This is a genomic window from Arcobacter rhizosphaerae (genome assembly GCF_049472155.1).
GTDB lineage: Bacteria > Campylobacterota > Campylobacteria > Campylobacterales > Arcobacteraceae > Arcobacter_B.
Genome location: NZ_JBMOVW010000001.1, coordinates 238,748 through 260,310, shown reverse-complemented (window position 1 = coordinate 260,310; position 21,563 = coordinate 238,748). Strand labels below are relative to the sequence as shown.

General features: G+C 24.5%; 22 protein-coding genes. 7 read left to right on the top strand and 15 right to left on the bottom strand.

Annotation, left to right across the window (positions count from 1 at the left end; translation table 11 throughout):
* Window positions 1–60: 60 nt before the first annotated feature.
* The 8 genes from ACH5BH_RS01265 to ACH5BH_RS01230 all read right to left on the bottom strand — a co-directional run bounded on the left by ACH5BH_RS01265 (window position 61) and on the right by ACH5BH_RS01230 (window position 10,022).
* Window positions 61–777, bottom strand: a complete 717-nt coding sequence (locus ACH5BH_RS01265) for a LytR/AlgR family response regulator transcription factor (protein WP_423297189.1) — start codon at window positions 775–777, stop codon at window positions 61–63.
* Entirely contained in the window at window positions 758–1,759 is a 1,002-nt protein-coding gene (locus tag ACH5BH_RS01260; protein WP_404304270.1) for a sensor histidine kinase, read from the bottom strand. The genes ACH5BH_RS01265 and ACH5BH_RS01260 overlap by 20 nt, the downstream gene beginning before the upstream one ends.
* Window positions 1,740–3,167, bottom strand: a complete 1,428-nt coding sequence (locus tag ACH5BH_RS01255) for a phytoene desaturase family protein (protein ID WP_423297188.1) — start codon at window positions 3,165–3,167, stop codon at window positions 1,740–1,742. Before ACH5BH_RS01255 ends, ACH5BH_RS01260 begins: the two co-directional genes overlap by 20 nt.
* On the bottom strand, window positions 3,154–4,500 hold the full coding sequence (locus ACH5BH_RS01250) for a cryptochrome/photolyase family protein (RefSeq protein WP_423297187.1): 1,347 nt from the start codon (window positions 4,498–4,500) through the stop codon (window positions 3,154–3,156). Before ACH5BH_RS01250 ends, ACH5BH_RS01255 begins: the two co-directional genes overlap by 14 nt.
* Window positions 4,500–5,450 (bottom strand): YbgA family protein, encoded by a 951-nt coding sequence (locus tag ACH5BH_RS01245; protein ID WP_423297186.1) that lies wholly within the window; start codon window positions 5,448–5,450, stop codon window positions 4,500–4,502. Before ACH5BH_RS01245 ends, ACH5BH_RS01250 begins: the two co-directional genes overlap by 1 nt.
* Before the next feature lie 71 nt (window positions 5,451–5,521).
* Window positions 5,522–8,020 carry an ATP-dependent helicase HrpB gene (gene hrpB, locus ACH5BH_RS01240; protein ID WP_423297185.1) on the bottom strand — a complete coding sequence of 833 codons (2,499 nt, stop codon included), beginning with the start codon at window positions 8,018–8,020 and terminating at the stop codon, window positions 5,522–5,524.
* Between the two features lie 26 nt (window positions 8,021–8,046).
* Window positions 8,047–8,265 carry a hypothetical protein gene (locus ACH5BH_RS01235; RefSeq protein WP_404304275.1) on the bottom strand — a complete coding sequence of 73 codons (219 nt, stop codon included), beginning with the start codon at window positions 8,263–8,265 and terminating at the stop codon, window positions 8,047–8,049.
* On the bottom strand, window positions 8,262–10,022 hold the full coding sequence (locus ACH5BH_RS01230; protein ID WP_423297184.1) for a Na/Pi cotransporter family protein: 1,761 nt from the start codon (window positions 10,020–10,022) through the stop codon (window positions 8,262–8,264). The genes ACH5BH_RS01235 and ACH5BH_RS01230 overlap by 4 nt, the downstream gene beginning before the upstream one ends.
* Before the next feature lie 117 nt (window positions 10,023–10,139).
* Here ACH5BH_RS01230 and ACH5BH_RS01225 point away from each other — a divergent pair, with 117 nt between their 5' ends.
* From ACH5BH_RS01225 to ACH5BH_RS01215, 3 genes are all read left to right on the top strand, one after another.
* Entirely contained in the window at window positions 10,140–11,045 is a 906-nt protein-coding gene (locus tag ACH5BH_RS01225) for a substrate-binding domain-containing protein (protein WP_423297183.1), read from the top strand.
* A gap of 9 nt (window positions 11,046–11,054) precedes the next feature.
* Window positions 11,055–13,748: a bifunctional diguanylate cyclase/phosphodiesterase gene (locus ACH5BH_RS01220; protein ID WP_423297182.1), complete on the top strand. Its 2,694-nt coding sequence runs from the start codon at window positions 11,055–11,057 to the stop codon at window positions 13,746–13,748.
* A 103-nt stretch (window positions 13,749–13,851) separates the two neighbouring features.
* Window positions 13,852–15,084 (top strand): DEAD/DEAH box helicase, encoded by a 1,233-nt coding sequence (locus ACH5BH_RS01215; RefSeq protein WP_423297181.1) that lies wholly within the window; start codon window positions 13,852–13,854, stop codon window positions 15,082–15,084.
* On the opposite strand, the gene ACH5BH_RS01210 is transcribed toward ACH5BH_RS01215, so the two are convergent.
* Both ACH5BH_RS01210 and ACH5BH_RS01205 read right to left on the bottom strand, forming a co-directional pair.
* Window positions 15,085–15,615: a 3'-5' exonuclease gene (locus ACH5BH_RS01210; RefSeq protein ID WP_423297180.1), complete on the bottom strand. Its 531-nt coding sequence runs from the start codon at window positions 15,613–15,615 to the stop codon at window positions 15,085–15,087.
* Window positions 15,612–15,938, bottom strand: a complete 327-nt coding sequence (locus tag ACH5BH_RS01205; RefSeq protein WP_423297179.1) for a DUF309 domain-containing protein — start codon at window positions 15,936–15,938, stop codon at window positions 15,612–15,614. The genes ACH5BH_RS01210 and ACH5BH_RS01205 overlap by 4 nt, the downstream gene beginning before the upstream one ends.
* A gap of 245 nt (window positions 15,939–16,183) precedes the next feature.
* On the opposite strand from ACH5BH_RS01205, the gene ACH5BH_RS01200 reads away from it, so the two are divergent.
* Entirely contained in the window at window positions 16,184–16,507 is a 324-nt protein-coding gene (locus tag ACH5BH_RS01200; RefSeq protein ID WP_423297178.1) for a flagellin, read from the top strand.
* On the opposite strand, the gene ACH5BH_RS01195 is transcribed toward ACH5BH_RS01200, so the two are convergent.
* From ACH5BH_RS01195 to ACH5BH_RS01175, 5 genes are all read right to left on the bottom strand, one after another.
* Entirely contained in the window at window positions 16,496–16,894 is a 399-nt protein-coding gene (locus tag ACH5BH_RS01195; protein ID WP_423297177.1) for a hypothetical protein, read from the bottom strand. The two genes, ACH5BH_RS01200 and ACH5BH_RS01195, sit on opposite strands and share 12 nt — an antisense overlap.
* 14 nt (window positions 16,895–16,908) lie before the next feature.
* Window positions 16,909–17,247 (bottom strand): hypothetical protein, encoded by a 339-nt coding sequence (locus ACH5BH_RS01190; RefSeq protein WP_404304284.1) that lies wholly within the window; start codon window positions 17,245–17,247, stop codon window positions 16,909–16,911.
* Window positions 17,241–18,284, bottom strand: a complete 1,044-nt coding sequence (locus ACH5BH_RS01185) for a sensor histidine kinase (protein WP_404304285.1) — start codon at window positions 18,282–18,284, stop codon at window positions 17,241–17,243. The genes ACH5BH_RS01190 and ACH5BH_RS01185 overlap by 7 nt, the downstream gene beginning before the upstream one ends.
* Before the next feature lie 100 nt (window positions 18,285–18,384).
* Window positions 18,385–19,053 carry a response regulator transcription factor gene (locus ACH5BH_RS01180; protein WP_423297176.1) on the bottom strand — a complete coding sequence of 223 codons (669 nt, stop codon included), beginning with the start codon at window positions 19,051–19,053 and terminating at the stop codon, window positions 18,385–18,387.
* The gene (locus tag ACH5BH_RS01175) at window positions 19,050–19,265 is read right to left on the bottom strand and encodes a DUF1104 domain-containing protein (protein ID WP_404304287.1); all 216 of its coding nucleotides are present in this window, start codon (window positions 19,263–19,265) and stop codon (window positions 19,050–19,052) included. Before ACH5BH_RS01175 ends, ACH5BH_RS01180 begins: the two co-directional genes overlap by 4 nt.
* Before the next feature lie 245 nt (window positions 19,266–19,510).
* Between ACH5BH_RS01175 and ACH5BH_RS01170 the strand changes: the two genes are divergently transcribed.
* The 3 genes from ACH5BH_RS01170 (at window position 19,511) to ACH5BH_RS01160 (ending at window position 21,399) form a co-directional block, all read left to right on the top strand.
* On the top strand, window positions 19,511–20,281 hold the full coding sequence (locus ACH5BH_RS01170) for a hypothetical protein (RefSeq protein ID WP_423297175.1): 771 nt from the start codon (window positions 19,511–19,513) through the stop codon (window positions 20,279–20,281).
* A gap of 50 nt (window positions 20,282–20,331) precedes the next feature.
* Window positions 20,332–20,637 (top strand): hypothetical protein, encoded by a 306-nt coding sequence (locus ACH5BH_RS01165; RefSeq protein WP_404304289.1) that lies wholly within the window; start codon window positions 20,332–20,334, stop codon window positions 20,635–20,637.
* Between the two features lie 108 nt (window positions 20,638–20,745).
* On the top strand, window positions 20,746–21,399 hold the full coding sequence (locus tag ACH5BH_RS01160; RefSeq protein WP_423297174.1) for a winged helix-turn-helix domain-containing protein: 654 nt from the start codon (window positions 20,746–20,748) through the stop codon (window positions 21,397–21,399).
* The last annotated feature ends 164 nt before the right edge of the window (window positions 21,400–21,563 follow it).

Here is a 21,563-nt window from a genome sequence, read left to right as displayed (position 1 = left end):
CTCCTTTTTATTTAAATTTTAACATTCAAATAAAATATTTAATATATAGAAAATGTTAACTTATAACAATCTTCTCTCTAAATACTCCCTAAACTCTTTTGCTCCATCTTTTGAGGATGTTACTACTTCATCAATATCATCAAATGAGATTTGAAGTTTTGATTGTTCCACACTTTGCATTGATTTAATTTTGTCTACATTTACAATATAAGACCTATGTACTCTAAAAAAGTTTTTATTTGATAACAGCTTTTCTAAGTCTCCAATTTTTTTCCGCACATAAGCATCTGTTTCTTTTATTTTTATGATAACTTCATCTAAATCTGCTCTTATATAATAGATATCATCCAAATCAATTAAATATATTTTGTCCCCTCTTTTGGCAATAATCTTCTTATCTTGCATTTTATTTATAGAGTTTTGTGTATAAGTTTCAATTTTCTTCAATTCATTTTTTAAAGCTTCACTATCAATTGGTTTTAATAAATAACCCATTCCACCATTTTTATAGGCTTCAAGTGCATACTCATCATAAGCTGTTTGAAATACTACAAAAGTTTTTGGTTCTAGCTCTAATATTTTATTAGCTAATTCTAAACCTGTAATTTCAGGCATTGAAATATCTAAAAAAACAGCATCATATTTTGCTTTTGTACATTGTTTTAAAGCTTCATAAGGATTTGTAAAACTTGTAATATCCTCTAAACCCTCTTCATTTAACAACCTTTTTAATCTACTAATTGCTAAATTTTCATCATCAACTATCAATATTTTCATTATTTAACCTTATAATAAACTTCATTTTATCTTCTATTTCATAATCTAAACTACCTATTTCTAATAACTGTAGTCTTTTATCAAGATTTTTTAAACCAGTTCCATAATTTACATTATCACTTACTTTCCCATCATTACAAACTTCAATTCTATCTTGCTTAATTTCTATAAAAATATTTAAATCAATTCCTCTATAGCCGTGTTTTATTGCATTTTCAACTAAAAGCTGAATAGAGAATTTTGGTATATATTTTTTCATACTAGAATTATCTGAGGTAATAAAAAGTTTTATCTTGTCTTCAAATCTTGTATTTTCTATATTTACATAAGTTTTAACCATTTCAAGCTCATTTTCACAACTAATTAAGCTTTGTGTATAAATTGCATTTCGTAAAAATTTTGATACATTAATTACTGATTGTTCGGCTTTTTTCTTATCAATATAAATAAGTTCACTAATAGAGTTTAAAGCATTAAATAAAAAGTGTGGATTTAATTCACTCTCTAAAGCCTTTAGTTTTGTCTCCAAAATTTCACTTTTTATTGATTCATTTTTATACTTCATTGAAATAAACTGATGTAAAATAAGCCCTATTAAAAAAGTAAGAAAACCTATTGTAATACCAATATACGTTGCATAAGGTTCAATAAAATCTACTATTTTTATATTAAATTTTGAAAAGAAAATATAAGAAAATAAAAAACCTAAAGCCCCTGATAAAAAAGAGAAAGCAAAACTTATTAAGTACCAAAACTGCTTACTTACTTTAGGAAGAATAAAATTATTTGAAATAGTTATTAAAACAGAAGCAAATATAGAAATATTAATAGCACTAAAAGTACTAAAAATTATAGTTGATGCTCTTTGTAAATTTTCATTTAAAAAATAAAAAACTAAAGAGATTAAAAATCCAAAAAATGCAGCAATTACAATTATATAAAGCCAGTCTTGAAAAGATACTTTAAGTTCGAAACTCTTCATTTAACTCCTTATTTAAAACCTGTACACCCAAAGCAACACCAGGCCAACCTTGTCCTGCAAAAACTGTATCTCCTACATTATAAAGCCCTTTAAAAGGTGTTTTACAAGAAGGAAGACTAAAAGCATTTTTTATACTAATAGCACTACCACCACAATTAAATCTATTTATATAACTATTAAAAGTAGTAGATGTTGCACTAAAAAATGATTTAATATTGTTTTTATTTATCATATCAAAATTATTTAAAAACTCTTCTATAATATAAGTCATTGTTTCAAATTTTTTATTTTCATACTCTTTTGTATTAAATTCTTTCCATAAATTAGCTTTTGTATGTGTTGAAATAGTTACACTTAAACCTTTTTTACTTAATACCTCATCATTCACATCAGAAAATGATACAAAAAAAGAGTTTGAAATACAATTTGGAATATTTTTATCTAAAATAATTTGATAATGATGTATAAGCTCTGGCTTTATATCTAATTTTAAATATACAACAAAAGCACTTTGATCATTGAACTTAAAAGAATTATAATAGTTTTTTATTTTTTCATCTTCAAAAAAACTACTACTATCAAATACTGTAGAGTTTAAAATAATGTTTTTACTTAAATACTCATCTTTATTTGTTCGAATTAAATACTCATTATTTTTTCTTATTATTTTTAATACTTCCTCTTTAGTGTGAGTATTTACACTTTTTAATATCCCATCAAAAATATGTCCCATTCCTTTATTTACATAGTAAACATCATGAAAAGGATAGGATAATCCCAATGCCATTGATAATAAAGGAATATTTTTTGAAGTTGTTTGAACTGTAATAAACAATTGAGCATCTATAAAATTTTGATACTCATCACTTATATCACCTAAAGTTTCTTTTATAAAGCCTTTTGCACTTTTAAAGATATCAAACTTAAACTCTTTTAAAAGTTCAGCTACAAAAATAGCACTTTTTATATAAGCCTTTAAACTATACTTTGCAAAGTAAAGTTTTTTTAAATTCCAAAATTTTTCATCAATTTGTTTTAGTTTTTTCCAAAAAACCTCATTGTTTTTATTTGGATAAATTTTATTTATATCTTCTAAAAACTTATCAAAATCTTTTGTTCTATCTAAAATCTTTTTATTTTGAACAGTTCTAATAGCAACTTGACTTTTTAATAAATCTGGTTTAAAATCAATTTTATCAAAAATCTCTTTTATAGGATGATTTTTTTCATAACCCACAAAAGTAGTTGCTCCTGCATTAAAATAGCTTCCAAATCTTTTAAAAGTACTTGCACAACCACCAAGATTTCTATCCCTTTCAAATAGTACTAAATTTTTATCACTATTTAGTGAAGCTATTAAACTACCCCCTATTCCAGAACCAACTACAGCGATATCAAGCTTTTTCATTTTTGGCTCCTTTGAAAGATTCTAAGGCTCTTTTTCTTGAAAATTCAATAGAAACTATAGGTTTTATATAATCCACAAATAAACTGTTTGATAAAGCACCTTCTTTATGGAATAATTTAGGATCAATATCTTTAAATTTTGGCATTACACTTTTTATAAATAATCCTTCTTTATCAAATTTTGCACTTTGAGTGTAAGGATTAAAAATTCTAAAATACGGAACACTATCAGCACCTGTACTAGCTGCCCATTGCCATGAACCTATATTTGAACTTGCATCATAATCCAAAAGCTTAGAGGCGAAATACCTCTCTCCTTTTTTCCAATCAATCAAAAGATTTTTTGTTAAAAAAGAAGATACAATCATTCTTAATCTATTATGCATTGTTCCTGTTTTATTAAAATGAATCATTGCTGCATCTATTAAAGGTACTCCTGTTTTACCTTCACACCATTTTTCAAAATCTTCTTCATTTTGATTCCAAGAAACTTCTAAACCATTGAAGTTTTCAAACTCACTTTTAGGAAAATGAAAAAGAATATAGTTATAAAATTCTCTCCAAAAAAGTTCTCTTATAAAAAATTCAATATTTGCATTCTTTAGTTTTTTGATTTTGTTAAAAACCTCAACAGGAGAAATTAGTCCAAATCTTAAATGCACAGCTAAAGATGAAGTTGCACTTTTATAAAAAATATCTCTATTTTTTTCATAATTATCAATTTTTAACGAAAATTCATTTATTAATTCATCAGCACTTTTTTTTAAAAACTCTGGTAATTCAGCTGTCTCAAAACCCATTTGTTTTAAAGTTGGAATTTGCTTATAATCATAAGAAAAAAGCTTTAAATCTCTATTTGCTTTAAACTCTTCTAAGGCATCACTTTCCCAAAGAAAAGAGAGATTTTTATAAAAAGGTGTAAATACTTTGTAAGGTGTGCCATCTTTTTTTAAGGCATTCCAAGGTTTAATAATATATGAATCACTATATTTTTTAAGAGGTATTAATTTTTGTACTTCCTCATCCCTTTTCTTTGCATAAAAATCAAAATCAGATGAACATAAAACTTCATCAAAACCTAAATCCTTAAGCTTTGAGAAAATCTCTAAAGGTTTTCCATAAAAAACTGCTAAATTAAGACCTATACTTTTTAATTTATCTTTTAACTCTAAGACTGATTTATATATAAAACTCACTCTTTTATCATCTTTTTCAAGTGAGCTTAAAATATTTGTATCAAAAATAAAAATAGGCAACACTTCATCTTTTGCTTTAGAAAGTATTGCACTATTAGTTATTCTTAAATCTCTTCTAAACCATAATACTTGTTTCATTACTTATATGCCTTTAAATCAGATCTTAAAGCTAACTCTTTTGGATATGGATTTAAGAATACCTGTGTTTTTAAATAAGTAACATCAAATCTTCTAGTATAAACATTAATGATTTTAATTACTGCGATTAAAGGAATTAATTTTTGTCTATAATCTTCAATTGATTCTAAAATTTCTTCTTTCTCTTCTTTTGAAATAAGCTTTTTAAAATACCCAAAGATATGTAAGAGTACATTATATGTTTTTTTGATATTCCCTTTTTCATTTATAGCTTTCAAAAAAGCCAATTTATAGTCTCTTAGAATATCTTCAACATCTTTTTTATCATGATTTGCTACTATGTTTCCAAGTTCTTTATATGCTTTAGTTGATTTTGCATAAATCAGATATTTATAATCTGTGTGGAATTGAACTAAATCTTTAAACTCTGGCTTACTATCTATAAATTCATGTAAGTTTTTGTATGCAAATATCTGCATCAAAAAATTTTCTCTAAGCCAAGCATCTTTTAGTCGACCCTCCTCTTCTATGGGTAAGTAAGGGTACTTTTCTTTTATCTTAGCAGCAAACCTTCCAACACCTTTTTTTTCACTTGGTGCATTTATTTCTTTGTAAACTTTAACTCTCTCTAAACCACAAGTAGGTGAACTAGCTTTTAAAATAAAACCACACAAATAATCATTTTCTATCCTATTTGCATTTTTTTCACATGATTCATCTAAAGTATCAGTTAAATCTTCTTTATCGTAAGTAGTTACAACTCTTATTTCATTATTTCTTTCAACTAATCTTATTGTTGGTCTTGGTGTTCCAAAAACCTCTGCTTCAGGACAGTATGGCTCAAAATCAAAATAAGTACCTAAGGTATTTACTATAAAACCATCTTTTGAATTAGTCCCATCATATCTACACATGCTCCCCATTAGACAAGCTGATACCCCTAATTTCATAATAAATCCTTTTTTTTATTTATTTTATAATAAAAAAGAATTAATTAATAGTATTTATATATCAGTTCATACTACATATTTTTCTTTATTTTATTCGTAGGCACGGCTTCATAAGGGTTTTGAGGCCAATAATGTTTTTTGTATTTTCCTCTTAACTCTTTTCTTACTTCATCATAAGAGTTATTCCAAAAACTTTTTAAATCTTGAGTTATTTGAATAGGTCTACTTGCAGGGCTTAGAAGATGTATAGTTAAAGGTATTTGATTATCCAAAATTTTAGGGCTAGTATTTAAAGAGAAAACTTCTTGTATTTTTACAGCTAAAATTGCCGTTAAATCTTGCGAATACTCTATTTTTATTTTAGAACCACTTGGAACAGTAAAATGTGTAGGTAAAAGTCTTTCTAAATCCTTTAAAATGTCATATTCTATGCTTGATACTAGAATCGTATAAATATCAAGCTTTTTTAATTCTTCTAATTTTCTTATATTATTTAAATAAGGTTTTAACCAAATATCTACATCTTTACTCAAACTTTCATCTGAAAAATCATCTAATTCTAAATCACATTTATAATTTTGTTTTTGTGCTTTATTATAAAAATTCACTCTATTTTGTAAAGATATTGCTTTTTTATCAAAAGTTAAAACCTCTTTTACACCTTTTGTTTTTATAAAATCTAAAAGCGCTTGAAGATAATCTTCTTTTGATATATTTGAAGTTTTTTTATAAGAGATTACAAGCTCTTCAAACTTTAATATTTCATATAATTCAAAACTATCTTTATTAATTGTTTGGATAGTAGTTTTTAGATGATTAGACAAATATTTTTTAACTTCTTTCAAATCTACACTAAGAGCTTGATTTACATAAGAGTTTGTTTGTTTAGCACTTAAATTACAAACTACTATATACTCACTTCTTTGAAGAGTTTCATCTTCTAGTATTGCAGCTTTTTTGTTACTTAAAGCATAAATATTGTCACTATTTTCTCTTTTCTTAGCTAGTCTATCAGGATATGCAAATAGTAGTATGATTCCTAAAAGCTTTTTATCAAACCTTTCTTGCTTTTTTATTTCTTTTAAATTTTGAAGTCTTGAAAAAAACATATTAGCTTGTTTTTTTACAATTTTTAGTCTAGTTATATTCACACTATTTAAATGACTTTGTTCATTTACAGCCTCAAACCTTGTCATAAAATCTTTTGTATTATTTTGTAAAACATCATTTTCAATTAAAAGTGAAGCTACAATACAAGCTTCTTTTGCAAAACCTAAACTATTTGCTTTTAGTATCATAAACCCAAGTCTTGGATGAATACCCAAAGATAAAACATCTTTTCCTAAATCAGTGATATTTTCGTTTTTATCAAGTAATTCTAAACTTTTTAAAAGTTTTTTAGAAGCATTTTGTAACTCTTTTTTAGGTTTATCTAATAAAGTTAACTCTTCTAAATTATTTACACCCCAAAGTGCAGTATCTAAAAGAAAAGAGCTTAAATCAAGTCTTAAAATTTCTGGAGTTGTGCTTGGATTTAATATTCTTTTTTTATGCCAAAGTTTATAACAAACACCCTCACTTAACCTTCCAGCTCTACCAGCTCTTTGAATAGAACTATCTTCACAAATAAAAGAGTATTCTAAATGATTCATTCCAGTATTATAATCATATCTTAAAAGCTTTTCTAAACCTGAATCAATTACTACTTTAACACCTTGAATAGTAATTGAAGTTTGGGCTATATTTGTAGATAAAATCACTTTTCTTTTTTTATTTTTATTTATAGCGAGATTTTGTTCTTTTTGTGATAAACTTGAATGAAGTGGTGTTATTAAAATATCTTCACTTAAACTATTTTCTAAAAGCCTCTTTAAATTATCTATTTCTTTAAATCCAGCAAGAAATACTAAAATATCCCCTTCATTATCTTCTAAAGCTTTTAAGACGTACTTTGATAAAAGTTCATCTAATTGATTTAATGAAGGATGTTTTATATCCAAAGGAAGATAAATATCTTCAACTTCATACATTCTTCCTTGACTTTTTATAAATTCAAAATTAGTTAAAATATTTTGTAAAATATCTGTTTGAAAAGTTGCAGACATTAAAATTATTTTCAAATCTTCTCTTATTAATTCTTGAGACTGCAAACTAAGAGCTAAACCTAAATCACTATTGATACTTCTTTCATGAAATTCATCAAAAATTAAACAAGCACAATTCTCTAAAGCTTGATCAGTTTGTAACATTCTAGTTAAAATCCCTTCTGTTACAACTAGTATCTTAGTTTTTTGACTTTTCTTTTTTTGTAATTTGATTTGATAACCAATAGTTTGCCCTACTTCTTCACCTAAAAGATAAGCCATTTGTGTAGCAACTGCAATAGCAGCAACCCTTCTTGGTTGTAAAACAATAATCATTTTATCTTCAATCCAAGATTCATTTAATAAACTAATAGGAACAATAGTACTTTTACCAGCTCCAGCAGGTGCTTCAATAATAAGATTTGATTTTTTTTGTAATACCTCTTTTATTTGAGGTATTACTTCATTTATAGGAAAGTTTGTCATAGAGTTATTATATTAAAAAGTTTATACTACTTTACTTTTTTCTTTAATTTTTTTAATATTTCTAATTTTTTTTCTAATTTTTCTTTTTGTTTCTTAGAGTGTTGATTTTTTAATTCTTTTTTTGTTTTATAAATTTTAGATTCAATTTCTTTTTTTATATCTCTTTTTTTCTCTCTAAAATTTGTAGTGCCTAAAGATAAATCATATAAATCTTTTATTTCATCAAATATTTTTTCTACTTTCATATTTTCTCTCCTAATTCTTGGATGTCTTTACTATCTATAAGTAAAATACTCATTGCTTCAATTATGTTTTTAGAAATATCATGGGCAAAAGATGCATCATTGATTAAAGATGTTGCCATTTTTTTATCAATTTTATCCTCTCTAATTAATTCATCTATTTTTTGTGTTCTCAAAATATCTAAATGTTTTAAACTATCTTTTAATACTTCTAATGCTGATAAAATCTCTATTTCATCTGTTTCATCTTTTATATCATAGATTGTTTTCAATACAGTTACAATACTTAGCCTTATATCATTATACTCTTCTTTAATATATTCATTTTTTGATTTTAAATAAATAGTAATATTTTTATGTAAATCTCTTATATCTTTTGTAGATTCAACAATATTTCTTGCAGCAATTTTTAAATCATAAACCCTTTGTTTATCTTTTTCATCCATACTTTCTTGGGCATAAGCAGCAAACTTTACTATTTCTCCATATAAACTTTTGATTTTATTTGTATAAAAAAGATTAACATCAGTATTAATATCAAGTTTCGAATTTTTTACAATTTTACTTAAAGTATCCACATGAACACCTCTATAGTTATGCCTGTGTAAATAAATACCATGAGATAACACTTCTTGTGCATTTTCATAAAGATGAAAAATCTCTTTTTTTATACCAATTAAAGCAGCATCTGGAATTTTTGTTAAACCTATATCCAAAAACTTAGGTTTTGATTTTGATGTTTTTTCATTTTTAAATAAGCCTTTTAAAAAATTCTCTAACTTATATGTAAAAGGTGAAACTACTAAAACTCCAATAATATTAAATATGGTATGAAATAATGCAAGTTTCATACTATAATTTTCTTGTGCTATTAAAAGTTTACTAGCTAAGAAATCTACTATATCAGCAAGTTGATATAAAAAAACTATAGCAATAATTCCTGTGGTTATATTAAAAATAAAGTGGGCAACGGCTAATCTTTTTCCATTTGAGTTAGAAGCTAAAGCAGCAATTACTGCTGTAACTGTAGTACCAATATTTGCTCCAATAGCAAGTTCAAGGGCATTTATATATATAATTTGTCCTGTTGCTAAAGCTGTGATAATTAAAGCCATTGTAGCACTACTTGATTGAATAACAATAGTGGCAATTGCACCTAAAGCAATATAAACTACAATTCCTAAATAACCTTCTATGGCAAATTGTGATAAATCAAGAGCAGCTTTTAGAGTTTCAAAACCATCTTTCATATAAGAAATACCTAAAAATACAAAGCCTAAACCAACTAGAACATTTCCAAAACCTTTTAAAGTATCTGATTTTGAAAATCTAAATAAAACACCAAAAATAATCATTGGCATAGCATAAGCTGATATTTTTATTTTGACACCAAAACTAGATACAATCCAAGCCGTTGTAGTAGTACCTATATTAGATCCAAAAACAATACCAATTGCACCACTTAAACTTATCAATCCTGCACTTAAAAAAGATATTACTATTACTGAAACTAAAGAAGAACTTTGAACTATTGATGTCGATAAAAAGCCTGTTCCTATTGCACGTGGAATACTACTAGTACTTTTTTGAATAACTTTTTCTAGTATACCTCCACTAAATAGTTTAAAACCATCTTCCATAAAAACCATTCCAATTAAAAAAATCGCAACACCTGAAATAATAACTTTTGCATCTTCATTTGAAAACAACAAATATACTAAAAATATCAACATCAAAGGATAAAGAATTCGTTTTGCCATGTAAACTCCTAAAATATAGGTAATATCTATATTTATACCAAAATAACATTTAATAAGTCATTTAAGTTTAAATAGAATATAATTTTAACTTATAGCAAGAAAATATAAGGATTAGTATTGTTTTCAAAAATTATAAAAATATCTTTGTTTTTTTTATTGTCTTTAAATATAGAAGCAAAAGAGTATATTATAGGCTTTGCACAAGACACTTTAAAAAATGACTGGAGATTAGCACAAACAAATGAGCTTAGAAATGAAGTAAAAAAATATAAAAATTTAAAACTACTAGTACGAAGTGCAAATGCAAAAATAACAAAACAAATAAGAGATATTGAATATTTTATTGAACAAAATGTTGATTTTATTATCACAAGTCCTATAGAGTCAAATATTACTAGTCTTGTTTTAAAAAAAGCAATTGACAAAGGAATAAAAGTAATACTTCTAAGTAGAACTGTTAATAGTAATAACTATACAACCTTTATTGCTCCAAATAATAAAAAAATTGGACAAGAAGCAGGAGAACTTCTAGCAAAAGAATTAGACTACAAAGGTACAATTTTAGAACTTCAAGGAATTAAATCTGCTTCATCAACACAAGAAAGAACTAAGGGTTTTGAAGAGATAATAAGAAAATATCCAAACATAAATATTATAAAAAGAAATGCAAACTTCTTAAGAGCTAATGCAATTAATGTTATGGAAGATATTTACAATAATAATATTAAATTTGATGCCATATTTTCTCATAGTGATAGTATGCTAGAAGGTGTTAGAAAAGTTATGAAAAAATATAATAAAAAAATAAATATTCCTATGGTTGGTATTGATTATATAAAAAGTGCAAAAAATGCTATAACTTCGGGTCAACAATATGCAAGCTTTGTCTATCAAACATCTGCTAAAGAAGGTATTCATGCAATTATAGATATAATAAATAATAAAAAAGTAGCAAAAAACATAAATTTAAACACTATTAAAGTTACAAAAGAAAATGTACATAAAATTGAACCATTATTTTAAAGGATATTATTGTTAAGGAATAAATTATTTATATTAATATTTTCGATTTCTTCACTTAGTTTACTTCTAAGTGGTATTGTTTACTACAAAAACATAAATGCAGTTTTTGAAGAGCAAGCTATCTTAAGCATAAAACATGATAGAAAAATTTTCAAGTTATTTTTAACTCAAAAAAAAGAACAAATAAAAAATCTATCTCAAAATATCTCAAAAAATGAAGATTTAAAACTTACATTAAATCTTATTTCAAATTATCAAAATCCAGCTAATTATTCAAATGTAGTATTTGATTTTGAAAAAGAAAAACTATTAGATTTATCTTCACAATGGATTAGTTTAAAAGAAGGTATATCAGTAAAAATTTTTGATAATGATAAAAACTTAGTTTTAGTAAATTCAAAGATGCAAGACAAAAGACTTCTAGGATATACTTCATATAAAAATGGTAAAAAAATATTTGTTAATAAGCTAAATTCTCAAGATAAAGAACTACCTAAAGCAATTAGTATTAAAGGTTTAGAACTTAATAAATTTAAATATATTTCAAGAAATAACTCTATTGAAAACTGTTATTTATCAAAAGTTTATGTAGATAATAAAACTGTTGGCTATATTAAGATGTGTTTTGATATTAATTCAACTTTATTAAATAATTTGAAAGAAAACTTTATTAATCAAATAATTATACAACTTGAAAATGGCCATTATATTTTTACAAAAAATTTAAACAAAAAAGAGCTTGATAAGATCAAAAAATCAAAAGATTATTCTATAAAAAAAGTTACTTTCTTAAAAGATAAAAACAATGTATTTTTACTAAATATATTAAATAAAAAAATTATCAATGAAAAAGTTGAAAGCACTATAAAAACTATTATTTATATTTGGTTACTTATTTTAAGTGCAACATTATTTTTATCATTTCTATTTACGAATAAATATATCTTAAAACCAATAAATAATCTTCAAGATATGATAAAAGATATAAAAAAGAAAGTAAAGTTACCTATTTCTATAAACTCTTTACAAAATAGTAAAAATAAAGACGAAATACAAATTATTACAAGTGACTTTGAGATTTTATCAAATCATTTAGAAAAAAATATAGCTTTTTTAAATAGTTACCAATCTATTATGGATGATGCTGCTATTGTAAGTAAATCAGATATAAATGGGAAAATAACTTATGTAAACAATAATTTTGTAAAAATATCAGGTTACACAAAAAAAGAAGCTATTGGCTCACCCCATAGTATAGTAAGACATCCAGATACACCAAAAGAGGTATTTAAAGATTTATGGGAAACTATTCAAAATAAAAAAACATGGAAAGGTACAATAAAAAATAAAAGAAAAGATGGTACTTATTACTGGGTAAATTTAATTATTAGACCATTACTAGATGAAAATAATAACATTACTAAATATATTGCTTTTAGATATGATATTACAGAATTAGTTGAACAAAGAGAAACAATTAAAAAAGCTGCAAATACAGATAAACTTACAAACCTGAAAAATAGAGCAAAACTTATAAATGATATAAAAAATATTGATATTCCAGCTTTATGTTTTTTAAATATTGATAATTTTAGACAAATAAATGATTTTTATGGACACTTCTTTGGAGATAAGCTTATTATAGAAATAGCAGATTTTTTAAGAAATAGATTTAATAGTAATAAAAACTTATCTATATATAGAACACAAGCAGATGAATTTGCTATCATAGCCAATTTAAGTGAAAATTATGAAAAAGAGTCTTTTTTTGGGGAGGTTTATAAACTTATAAGAAAAATAAATAATACTTTATTTAAAATAGAAAATGAAGAAATGAGTATTAGTATTACAGCTGCAATTTCTTATGAAGAAAATCAAAAAATATTATCAACTGCAAATATGGCATTAAAACATGCAAAAAAGAATGCTATTGATATTTTAGTTTATAAAGATGACTATAGCTTAGATAAAATATATGAAAATAATATTAAATGGACAAAAAACTTAAAAATTGCTATAAAAAAAGATAAGATTGTCCCATTTTTCCAACCAATTATAAATAATAAATCAGGGGAAATTGAAAAATACGAATCTTTAGTTAGGTTAATAGATGAAGAAGATAAAGTTATATCACCTTTTTTCTTTTTAAATATTGCTAAAAAAACAAAACACTATAGTATTATCACAAAAACGGTAATTAAAAAAAGCTTTGAAAGATTTATAAATAGTAAATATGAATTTTCTATTAATCTTACAATAGATGATATTTTAAATGAAGATATACAATCATACATATTCTTAATGCTAGAAAAATACCAAATAGGTTCACAAGTAGTATTTGAAATAGTTGAATCTGAATCAATAGAAAACTTTGAAGAGGTATCAAGATTTATTTCAGAAGTTAAAAGATATGGTGTAAAAATTGCTATTGATGATTTTGGAACTGGGTATTCTAATTTTGAATATTTATTAAAACTAAAAGCAGATTATATAAAAATTGATGGTTCTATGATAAAAGATATACATAAAAATAAAGACTCAAAAATGGTTGTATCAATTATTGTTGATTTTGCTAAAAAAATGAAAATGAAAACAATTGCTGAGTTTGTAGAAGATGAAGATATTTTAAGAGTTGTAAATCAATTAGATATTGATTATTCTCAAGGATACCATTTCAGTGCGCCTAAAAAAGATATTGATTAAAATTATCTATTTTTAGATATAATCGCGATTATAAAAAGATATTAAAGGAATTATCATCAAAGCATTTAATTCATTAAATTTAGACCCAAGTATTATTAAAGCCTTGGAAGATTTAAATTATGAACAACCAACACCAATTCAAAAGAAAAGTATACCCGTTGCGCTAAAGAAAAAAGATATTATAGCAACTGCTCAAAGTGGTTCAGGTAAAACAGCAGCTTTTGTACTACCAATAATTGATGAAATACATCAAACAAATAATCAAGGACATCCATTAAGAGCTTTAATTATAGCTCCAACAAGAGAACTTGTAAATCAAATCAATAAAGCTATTGAAGATTTTAGTAAATATTTAGATATTAGAAAAACTGTAGTTTTTGGTGGAGTTTCATCAAAAGATCAAGAAAGAAAAATAGCAAAAGGTGTTGATATTATTGTAGCAACACCAGGAAGACTACTAGAGCATATCAAGAACAAAACTGTTAATTTATCAACAGTTACAACTCTTGTTGTAGATGAAGTTGATACTATGCTTGATATGGGATTTTTAGAAGATATTGAAAAAATCTTCTCAAATGCAAGTATGAATAGACAGATTATGATGTTCTCTGCTACATTAAATCAAAATGTTAAAAAACTTGCCAAAGAGTTTTTAGAAACTCCATCAGTAATAGAAGTTTCAAATCAAAGATCAAGTGTTGATGTAATTGATCAACAAGTTGTAAAAGTTGATGAAATTAAAAAAAATGAACTGCTATCATATCTTATTGGTTCAAGAAACTACTCTCAGGTTTTAGTTTTTGTAAATACAAAAAAAGAAGCTGATGGACTTGTAGAACACTTAGAATTAGATGGATTAAAAGCTTCATGTATTCATGGAGATATCAGACAAACAGCAAGAGCAAAAGCTTTAAGAAAATTTAAAAGTGGAGACATTAGAGTTTTAGTAGCAACTGATATTGCAGCAAGAGGTATCGATATTCAACTTTTACCTGTAGTTGTAAACTATTCACTACCTGAAACAGTTGCAGACTATACTCATAGAATAGGAAGAACAGGAAGAGCAGGAAATGCAGGTATTGCTATTACACTTTTAAGCATCAAAGACTATAAAATGATGATGAAAATTGAAAAAGACTTAATTTTAGACTTGAAAAAAGATATTATTGAAGACTTTGAACCAACAGAAAAAAAACCAAGAGGACTTAAACCAAGACCTAAACAAAAACTTAGTCAGAAAAAAGCTGTAAGTAAATCTACATCCACAAAACAGCCTGCAAAAAAGAAAAAAAGAAAAACTACAAAAAGAGATTCAAATAGAAATTTTAGAAAGTAATTAATTACTTTTTAAAATTCCCATTTTTTTTAAAACTTCAAAGGTTTTACTTACATCATAAGTTGCACTATGATGTGAGTTTTCATCAAAATCAATCCCATAAAACTCGCAAACTTCATCTAAACTTGGATTTTTAATATTACCTTTACTATTTAAAGATTTAACTAAATGTTTATTATCTTTCATAGTACATATATGTTTTTGAAAATTCGCAAGTTTATCTATATGTCTTAATTCAAAACTAATATTATGAGCTACTAAAGTTTTTGCTTCATAGCAAAACTCTTTAAAATCCTCATCTTCATTGAAATATGAAGGATAATCTTTATCTTTTCTATAATCTTTTATTAACTCAGGTGTTAATCTATGAACAGCATAAGAATAAAAATTCACTGGATATCTTGATAAATAATACCTATGAAATTTATCTACAATTTTAAAACTATTTTCAACTATATCAAGTTTTACAGCTGCTACTTCTATTACATCACCAATATTATGTGTATTTGTTTCAAAATCTAATATTATCACTTTATAAACTCTTCTCTTTTCTTATATATTAATTGTTTTATTTCTTGATATTTTGTACTATTTATTGTTTTAAATTCATCAATTAGATATTCATATTTTTTATAAGTACTCCAAACATTTATACTATGATTTATACGTTTCATTTTATAAAGTTCAATACATACAGTACCATTTACAAAAGCTTTTAAAATAAAAGACTCTTTTCTTGTCTTTTCATCATTTTTATATTTTCTCCATAAGTCTTCAAATAAGTCATGGGCTCTTACAAAGTCATTATTATTTATAACATTGATTATTTCATTTAATTGTGTTTGTAAATTCATTCTATACCTTATTAATTTTTAATTATATCAATATAGCCTCATTTTCTAATTAACAATATGTTTAATCTTAAATTAATATTAATAGCTATAAAATCATAGTATAAGGAGTTTATCATGGAAATACCTTACTTCAAAATAGTTCTGAAAATCAAGGAAAAAGTCAAGTTTTACAATTCCAAACTTCTGATGAAGAAGGAACACCAATTCAAACAAATAGTGTTCAATCAAATACTCAAGGCTTAAATTTGGATTCTCTTTTAAATGAAGATCCAAATAGTTTTACATCAGATGATGCTAGATCATATCTTGATACTTTAGACACGGCAATAAATGATCTAAATGATATAAAATCAGAATTTGCTTCTGTACAAAATCAACTTGAAAGTAGTACAAGAAATTTATTAAGTCAAAGCAACTCTACTTTAGGTGCTGCTGATGTGTTTAATACTGATTTTGCAGCAGAGGTTGCTAGTTTTTCAAAACAAAATATTTTAGCTCAAATAGGAGCATTTGGAGCTGCTCAATCAAACAATATAAATCAACAAACAGTGACAAGACTATTGAGCTAAACTCTTAGTCTTATCACTTTTTGAAGTACTATTACCACAAGAATCGTAGTTATATCTAAAAGTATTGTCTTCTCTTAAACTATTTGCTATTGATAAACCAATAACACCTCCTGCAACAGCAGCAGCTTCTTTACCACTACCATCTCCAACTTGACTTCCAGCAATTACACCTAATGCAAGTCCAACAAAACTATCAAGTCCAAAATCTTTTTTATCATAGGCCTTAAACTCTTTTTCATAAATATTTGATGTAGCTACATCTTCACACTTCGTATATTCTTTATTATAAAAAAAATCATCTTCATTTGTAAATTCATTTTCTTTTGTAAACTCATCCCCATAAGATAAGCTTACAGCTACATAAATCAAAAATAAAATTTTTTTCACTTATTAATCCTTATCTATTTTAATTTTCCAAAGACTTTATATTTTTCCCAATATATATCTAAGGCTTTTTGTAATTGTTTATTATTTAATTTTGTTGGTTTTTTAAGTCCAAATCTTTTTATAAAAGCTTCAGGCATTATAGTTTCATCTTCTTTTGGCTTTTTTAAAAAAGAGCTCATTGCTTTTTTTACTTCTCTTTGAGAACTATACTTTAAAAGATATCTATAAAAATATTTATCAATAGAAACAGGAAGTTTTTTATGACACTTTACACAATTTTGTTCATAGATGTTTAACTCTTTTGAAAATAAAGAGATAGTTAGAAAAATGACCATTATAAATAGTTTTACCATGATATTTCTATTTTTGTACCTATTTTTAATTTTGAACTTACATTTATTTTTAGATTATACTCTTTTGCTATTAAATAAACAATATTTAAACCTATACCAAAACCACCTACACTATTATCAAATCTACTATATCTTTCAAAAAGATTTTCTAAACTTTCTTGTTTCATTCCTTTTCCTGTATCTTCAACAATAAGTTTATTTTTGATTAATGAAACTTTTATTATTCCTGCTATTTTATTATATTTTATTGCATTTGATAAAAGATTGTCTAAAAGCTTTGAAAACTTTTTTTCATCACACCATAAAGTACTATTTTCTTGTATATTCAAGTCAAATTTAATTCTTTTTATTGTTGCTAAACTTCTAAAATATTCTACTCTTTGTCTTATAATTTTTGATAATTCTAATTGTTTATTTTCTGAAATAATTTTATTATTTAAAGTTAAAAAGGTTAAATCCTCATAAATATTTGAAATTGTTTTTGCACCAATATCAATACGATTAATTTTCTTTAGTGTTTTTTCATCAAGTAAACTTTTATCTATCATTTCTATATTTGTTACAATTGCTGAAATTGGAGTATTTAACTCATGAGTCGTATCTTTTATAAATCTATCAAGCAAATGTAAAGAATCTCTCATTGGTTTTAAGAACAATTTCGCAATAAAATATCCCAAAATAGACATAATAGCAAAAGAAATTAGGCTAAACATCATAATTTCACTCTTTACTTTTGTGTACCATATCTTGTCATCTGATACTTCTACTATTATATATTTTGCTCCTAAATAATAAGATTCTGGTTTTTCTATAAAATGAATTTTATCATTGCTTATATAAGCTACTTCATCAAATTTTATTTTATTTGATTCCAAAGTTGAAAAAATTTCTATTTTATCACTATCATAAATAGCTGAATTAAATTTTTCATCTCTAGGATAGTATTTATATTTATCAAAATTTACATGAAGATCTTTTAATCTAAATACAAAATCATTTGAGTATTCTTGAAGAATTTGTCTTTTTTCTTGAAGCATTAAATCTTTTTGGAAAGTATAATAAAGATAAGATACAACCCCAATAATTATTAAGGTTAAAAAAGAGTATAGAAAACTAAAACCTAAAAGTGTTCTAGTTTCACTCTTGGTTAAATCGATATCCGAGCTTTTTAAGACTGACAATTTTATCTTTTCCTAATATTTTTCGTAAATTCTTTATGTATGTTCTTAAAGAGTTATCACTATATTCTTCTCCATAATCCCAAACATTATCATATATTCTATCGTGTACTAATAGCTCATTTGGATTTTGTAAAAATAACTTTAAAAGTTTTAATTCTTTTAAGTTAAGTTTCATATTTTGTTCATCTTTTTTCAACTCATTAGAAGTTAAATCAAAGTGAATATTATCAGATATCTTAATAATATCTGATTTATTTGAGTACTCTCTTTTTATAATTGTTTGAACCCTTAATAAAAGTTCTTTTAGTTCAAATGGTTTTCTAATATAATCATCGCAGCCACAGTTAAAACCTTGTTCTAAAGAGTCCATCGAATTCAAAGAAGTAATAAATATTGCAGGTGTATTATTTTCGTCTTTTCTTATTCTTTCTAAAACTTCAAAACCATTTACTTCTGGAACATTAACATCTAATAGTAGTAAATCAAATGAATTTTCATAAATCAATTCTATTGCTTCTAAACCATCATAAGCAGGAACTATATCAAACCCCTGTTCTTCAAAATAATCAATAACCGTTTCACTTAATGTTATATCATCTTCTAGTAATAATAATTTTGTTTTCATTTTAATTTACTTATATTTTTTTTATATTCTTCTTTTTCTTTTGCACTCATAGTTGGAATTCTCGACTGAAGTTCTTTTTTAAATTTATTTATATTTTGTTTTTCAACATATCCTATAATTGCAATTAACTCTTGTGTACTCATTTCTGAATAATCAACTTTTGCAAAAGAAATATTAATTATAAAAAAAAATAATAATAAAACTTTCTTCATTTATCTTCTCTTTACTTTTTATAATTATAACATAACAAACGTATAATAATTGTAAAGCACCTTACATAGCAAGTGTAGCATTTTAATTTGAATTATATAGCACTTTCATAGCAATTAATGATATTTTACAAAAAAAGTACTTTTTTTTAAGAAAACATACTAAAAATAAGTTTATATAAGGTATTAACTTTAAGCTTCATCTGTATAATAGGATTAGATTAAAAGATTATATAACAGGACTTAAAATGACACAAGTAGGTAAACTATTTAAAACAATTCCTTACCTTGTAAGAGATATAAAAAAAATCCATAAAGACTCTAAATATGTTGAGGATTTAATTAAAACTCTATTAAATAATGAAAAAATAGATATAACAAATATTGTAAATATTCAAACAAATAATAGAGATAATATTTTTCATTTTCATCTAACTTTGAAAGATAGTATAAATAAACAAAATCTAAACCTTAAATATAAAGGTAATAATATTGAATTTACATTTCAATATTTTGAAGATCCAAGAAGTAAAACAAATGTTGTAAACTCTTATTTATTTATAGAGACTTTTCTTCATTTAGAAGAAAAAGAATTAGCAAAAGCTTTTAATGAAATGGTTACTTGTAATGGAAAGGAACTATCTCTTTCAATAGAACAAGAAAATCTTATGCTATTTAATCCTTATGAAGCACAGTATCATTATAGAAATATTCTTCTTGATAAGAAAGAATTAGTTATTGATACTTGTATTTCATTTAATATTTCTTATGAAAAAATATATACTGAATTAAACCCTAATCTGATTAAACAAGTTTGTAAAGATTTAAATCTAACATATAAAAAACTATCTTATGAATTAGGATACAAGCCAGATACTATAAATAAAGCAGCCTCAACAGCAAAAGTTAGTGAACAATTAAGAAAAGCAATAACTTTGTATTTAGAAAATCTAAATCTTAAACATAAAATAAATAATATAAACTTAATAAAACAAACACTACATAACACTGTAATTTAACTCTTTATAACTATTTTTTGACTAGAATCTTAATAAAAAGAGAGTTATGGATGATTAAAAGTATATTATTAGCAATATGTGTTAGTTTAGTTTTAAGTGGTTGCTTAGGAACAGAAGAAAAAAAGATTGAAAAATGGCATTCTTTTATATATCCAGATAAAACAAACACTAAAAGAAATTTAAAGAGTCCAATGACTTTTGATTCTTTAAAACAATGTAAAGAAGAGTCTATTAAACAACTTGAAACAATGGGTATTTCAAAAACAGGCACTTTTAAATGTGGCTTAAACTGTAGTTTTCATGATGGCATGAAATTAGAAATTTGTGAAAAGATGTTAGCACCTAGTGAAAAGTAGTTACAATGCTACTTTTTACCTCATTTATATATTTTAAATAACTTTTTAAAAGACTTTTTAATTTTTTTATGTTATAAAACACGTTATAAATAATTTAGAAGGTAATTTATGAAAAGATTAAGACATTTAAACATACTTTATATATTAAAAAGTAAAGATTCAGAAGTTCTAAACACTTTACAAGAAAATGCAAATAATCTTATTGTGAAAAAAAACATAGAAGAAATCAAAAATGTTTTAGAACAATCAAAAATTGACATTATTTTTAGTGAAGAAAAAATATCAAATAATATTTTAAATATCATTAGAACAGAATACAAAAACATTCATATTATTATTTATACAAACTCTATATCAAAAAAAGAATACTTTGATGCAATTATGCAAACAAATATAAAATACTTAACAAATACACCAAATAAAGAAGAATTAGAAAACATCATTTTAAGTGTTATTAAAAACATTGATTCTTCAAGTTCTAACATTCTTTATTTAGAAAATGATTTTATTTATGATAAATATAACAATACTTTATTGAAAGATAAAGAGATAATTTCTCTATCAAAAAAAGAAAACATGTTCTTAAACTACATATTAGAAAATAAAGATAGAGCAGTTTCTTACGAAGAAATAAATGAAAAACTCTGGAAAGGTGAAATGACACATAATGCCTTAAGGTCTGTAGTAAAAGAAATAAGAAGAAAAATATATAAAAATCTAATTAAAAATATTTCTGGGGTAGGATATAGAATTTCAATTTAACTAATAAAGTATTTAAGGTTAAAACCTTAAATACATAAAATATCAAGATAAATACTAAACTTTTTTCAAAACTAACTTCAAAATTAAATTTTAAATCACTACCATACTATAGCGTTTATATAGCATTTTAATAGTTACAAACAATTATTTAAATTCTTTTTTTT

Bases quoted from the DNA above. Each gene is read 5' to 3' on its own strand.
- ACH5BH_RS01190 (WP_404304284.1), bottom strand. From the start codon at position 17,247: ATGGTAAAACTATTTATAATGGTCATTTTTCTAACTATCTCTTTATTT.
- ACH5BH_RS01205 (WP_423297179.1), bottom strand. From the start codon at position 15,938: ATGAATTTACAAACACAATTAAATGAAATAATCAATGTTATAAATAAT.
- ACH5BH_RS01170 (WP_423297175.1), top strand. From the start codon at position 19,511: ATGACACAAGTAGGTAAACTATTTAAAACAATTCCTTACCTTGTAAGA.
- ACH5BH_RS01245 (WP_423297186.1), bottom strand. From the start codon at position 5,450: ATGAAATTAGGGGTATCAGCTTGTCTAATGGGGAGCATGTGTAGATAT.
- ACH5BH_RS01175 (WP_404304287.1), bottom strand. From the start codon at position 19,265: ATGAAGAAAGTTTTATTATTATTTTTTTTTATAATTAATATTTCTTTT.
- hrpB (WP_423297185.1), bottom strand. From the start codon at position 8,020: ATGACAAACTTTCCTATAAATGAAGTAATACCTCAAATAAAAGAGGTA.
- ACH5BH_RS01250 (WP_423297187.1), bottom strand. From the start codon at position 4,500: ATGAAACAAGTATTATGGTTTAGAAGAGATTTAAGAATAACTAATAGT.
- ACH5BH_RS01265 (WP_423297189.1), bottom strand. From the start codon at position 777: ATGAAAATATTGATAGTTGATGATGAAAATTTAGCAATTAGTAGATTA.
- ACH5BH_RS01255 (WP_423297188.1), bottom strand. From the start codon at position 3,167: ATGAAAAAGCTTGATATCGCTGTAGTTGGTTCTGGAATAGGGGGTAGT.
- ACH5BH_RS01180 (WP_423297176.1), bottom strand. From the start codon at position 19,053: ATGAAAACAAAATTATTATTACTAGAAGATGATATAACATTAAGTGAA.
- ACH5BH_RS01235 (WP_404304275.1), bottom strand. From the start codon at position 8,265: ATGAAAGTAGAAAAAATATTTGATGAAATAAAAGATTTATATGATTTA.
- ACH5BH_RS01185 (WP_404304285.1), bottom strand. From the start codon at position 18,284: ATGCTTCAAGAAAAAAGACAAATTCTTCAAGAATACTCAAATGATTTT.
- ACH5BH_RS01165 (WP_404304289.1), top strand. From the start codon at position 20,332: ATGATTAAAAGTATATTATTAGCAATATGTGTTAGTTTAGTTTTAAGT.
- ACH5BH_RS01230 (WP_423297184.1), bottom strand. From the start codon at position 10,022: ATGGCAAAACGAATTCTTTATCCTTTGATGTTGATATTTTTAGTATAT.
- ACH5BH_RS01260 (WP_404304270.1), bottom strand. From the start codon at position 1,759: ATGAAGAGTTTCGAACTTAAAGTATCTTTTCAAGACTGGCTTTATATA.
- ACH5BH_RS01160 (WP_423297174.1), top strand. From the start codon at position 20,746: ATGAAAAGATTAAGACATTTAAACATACTTTATATATTAAAAAGTAAA.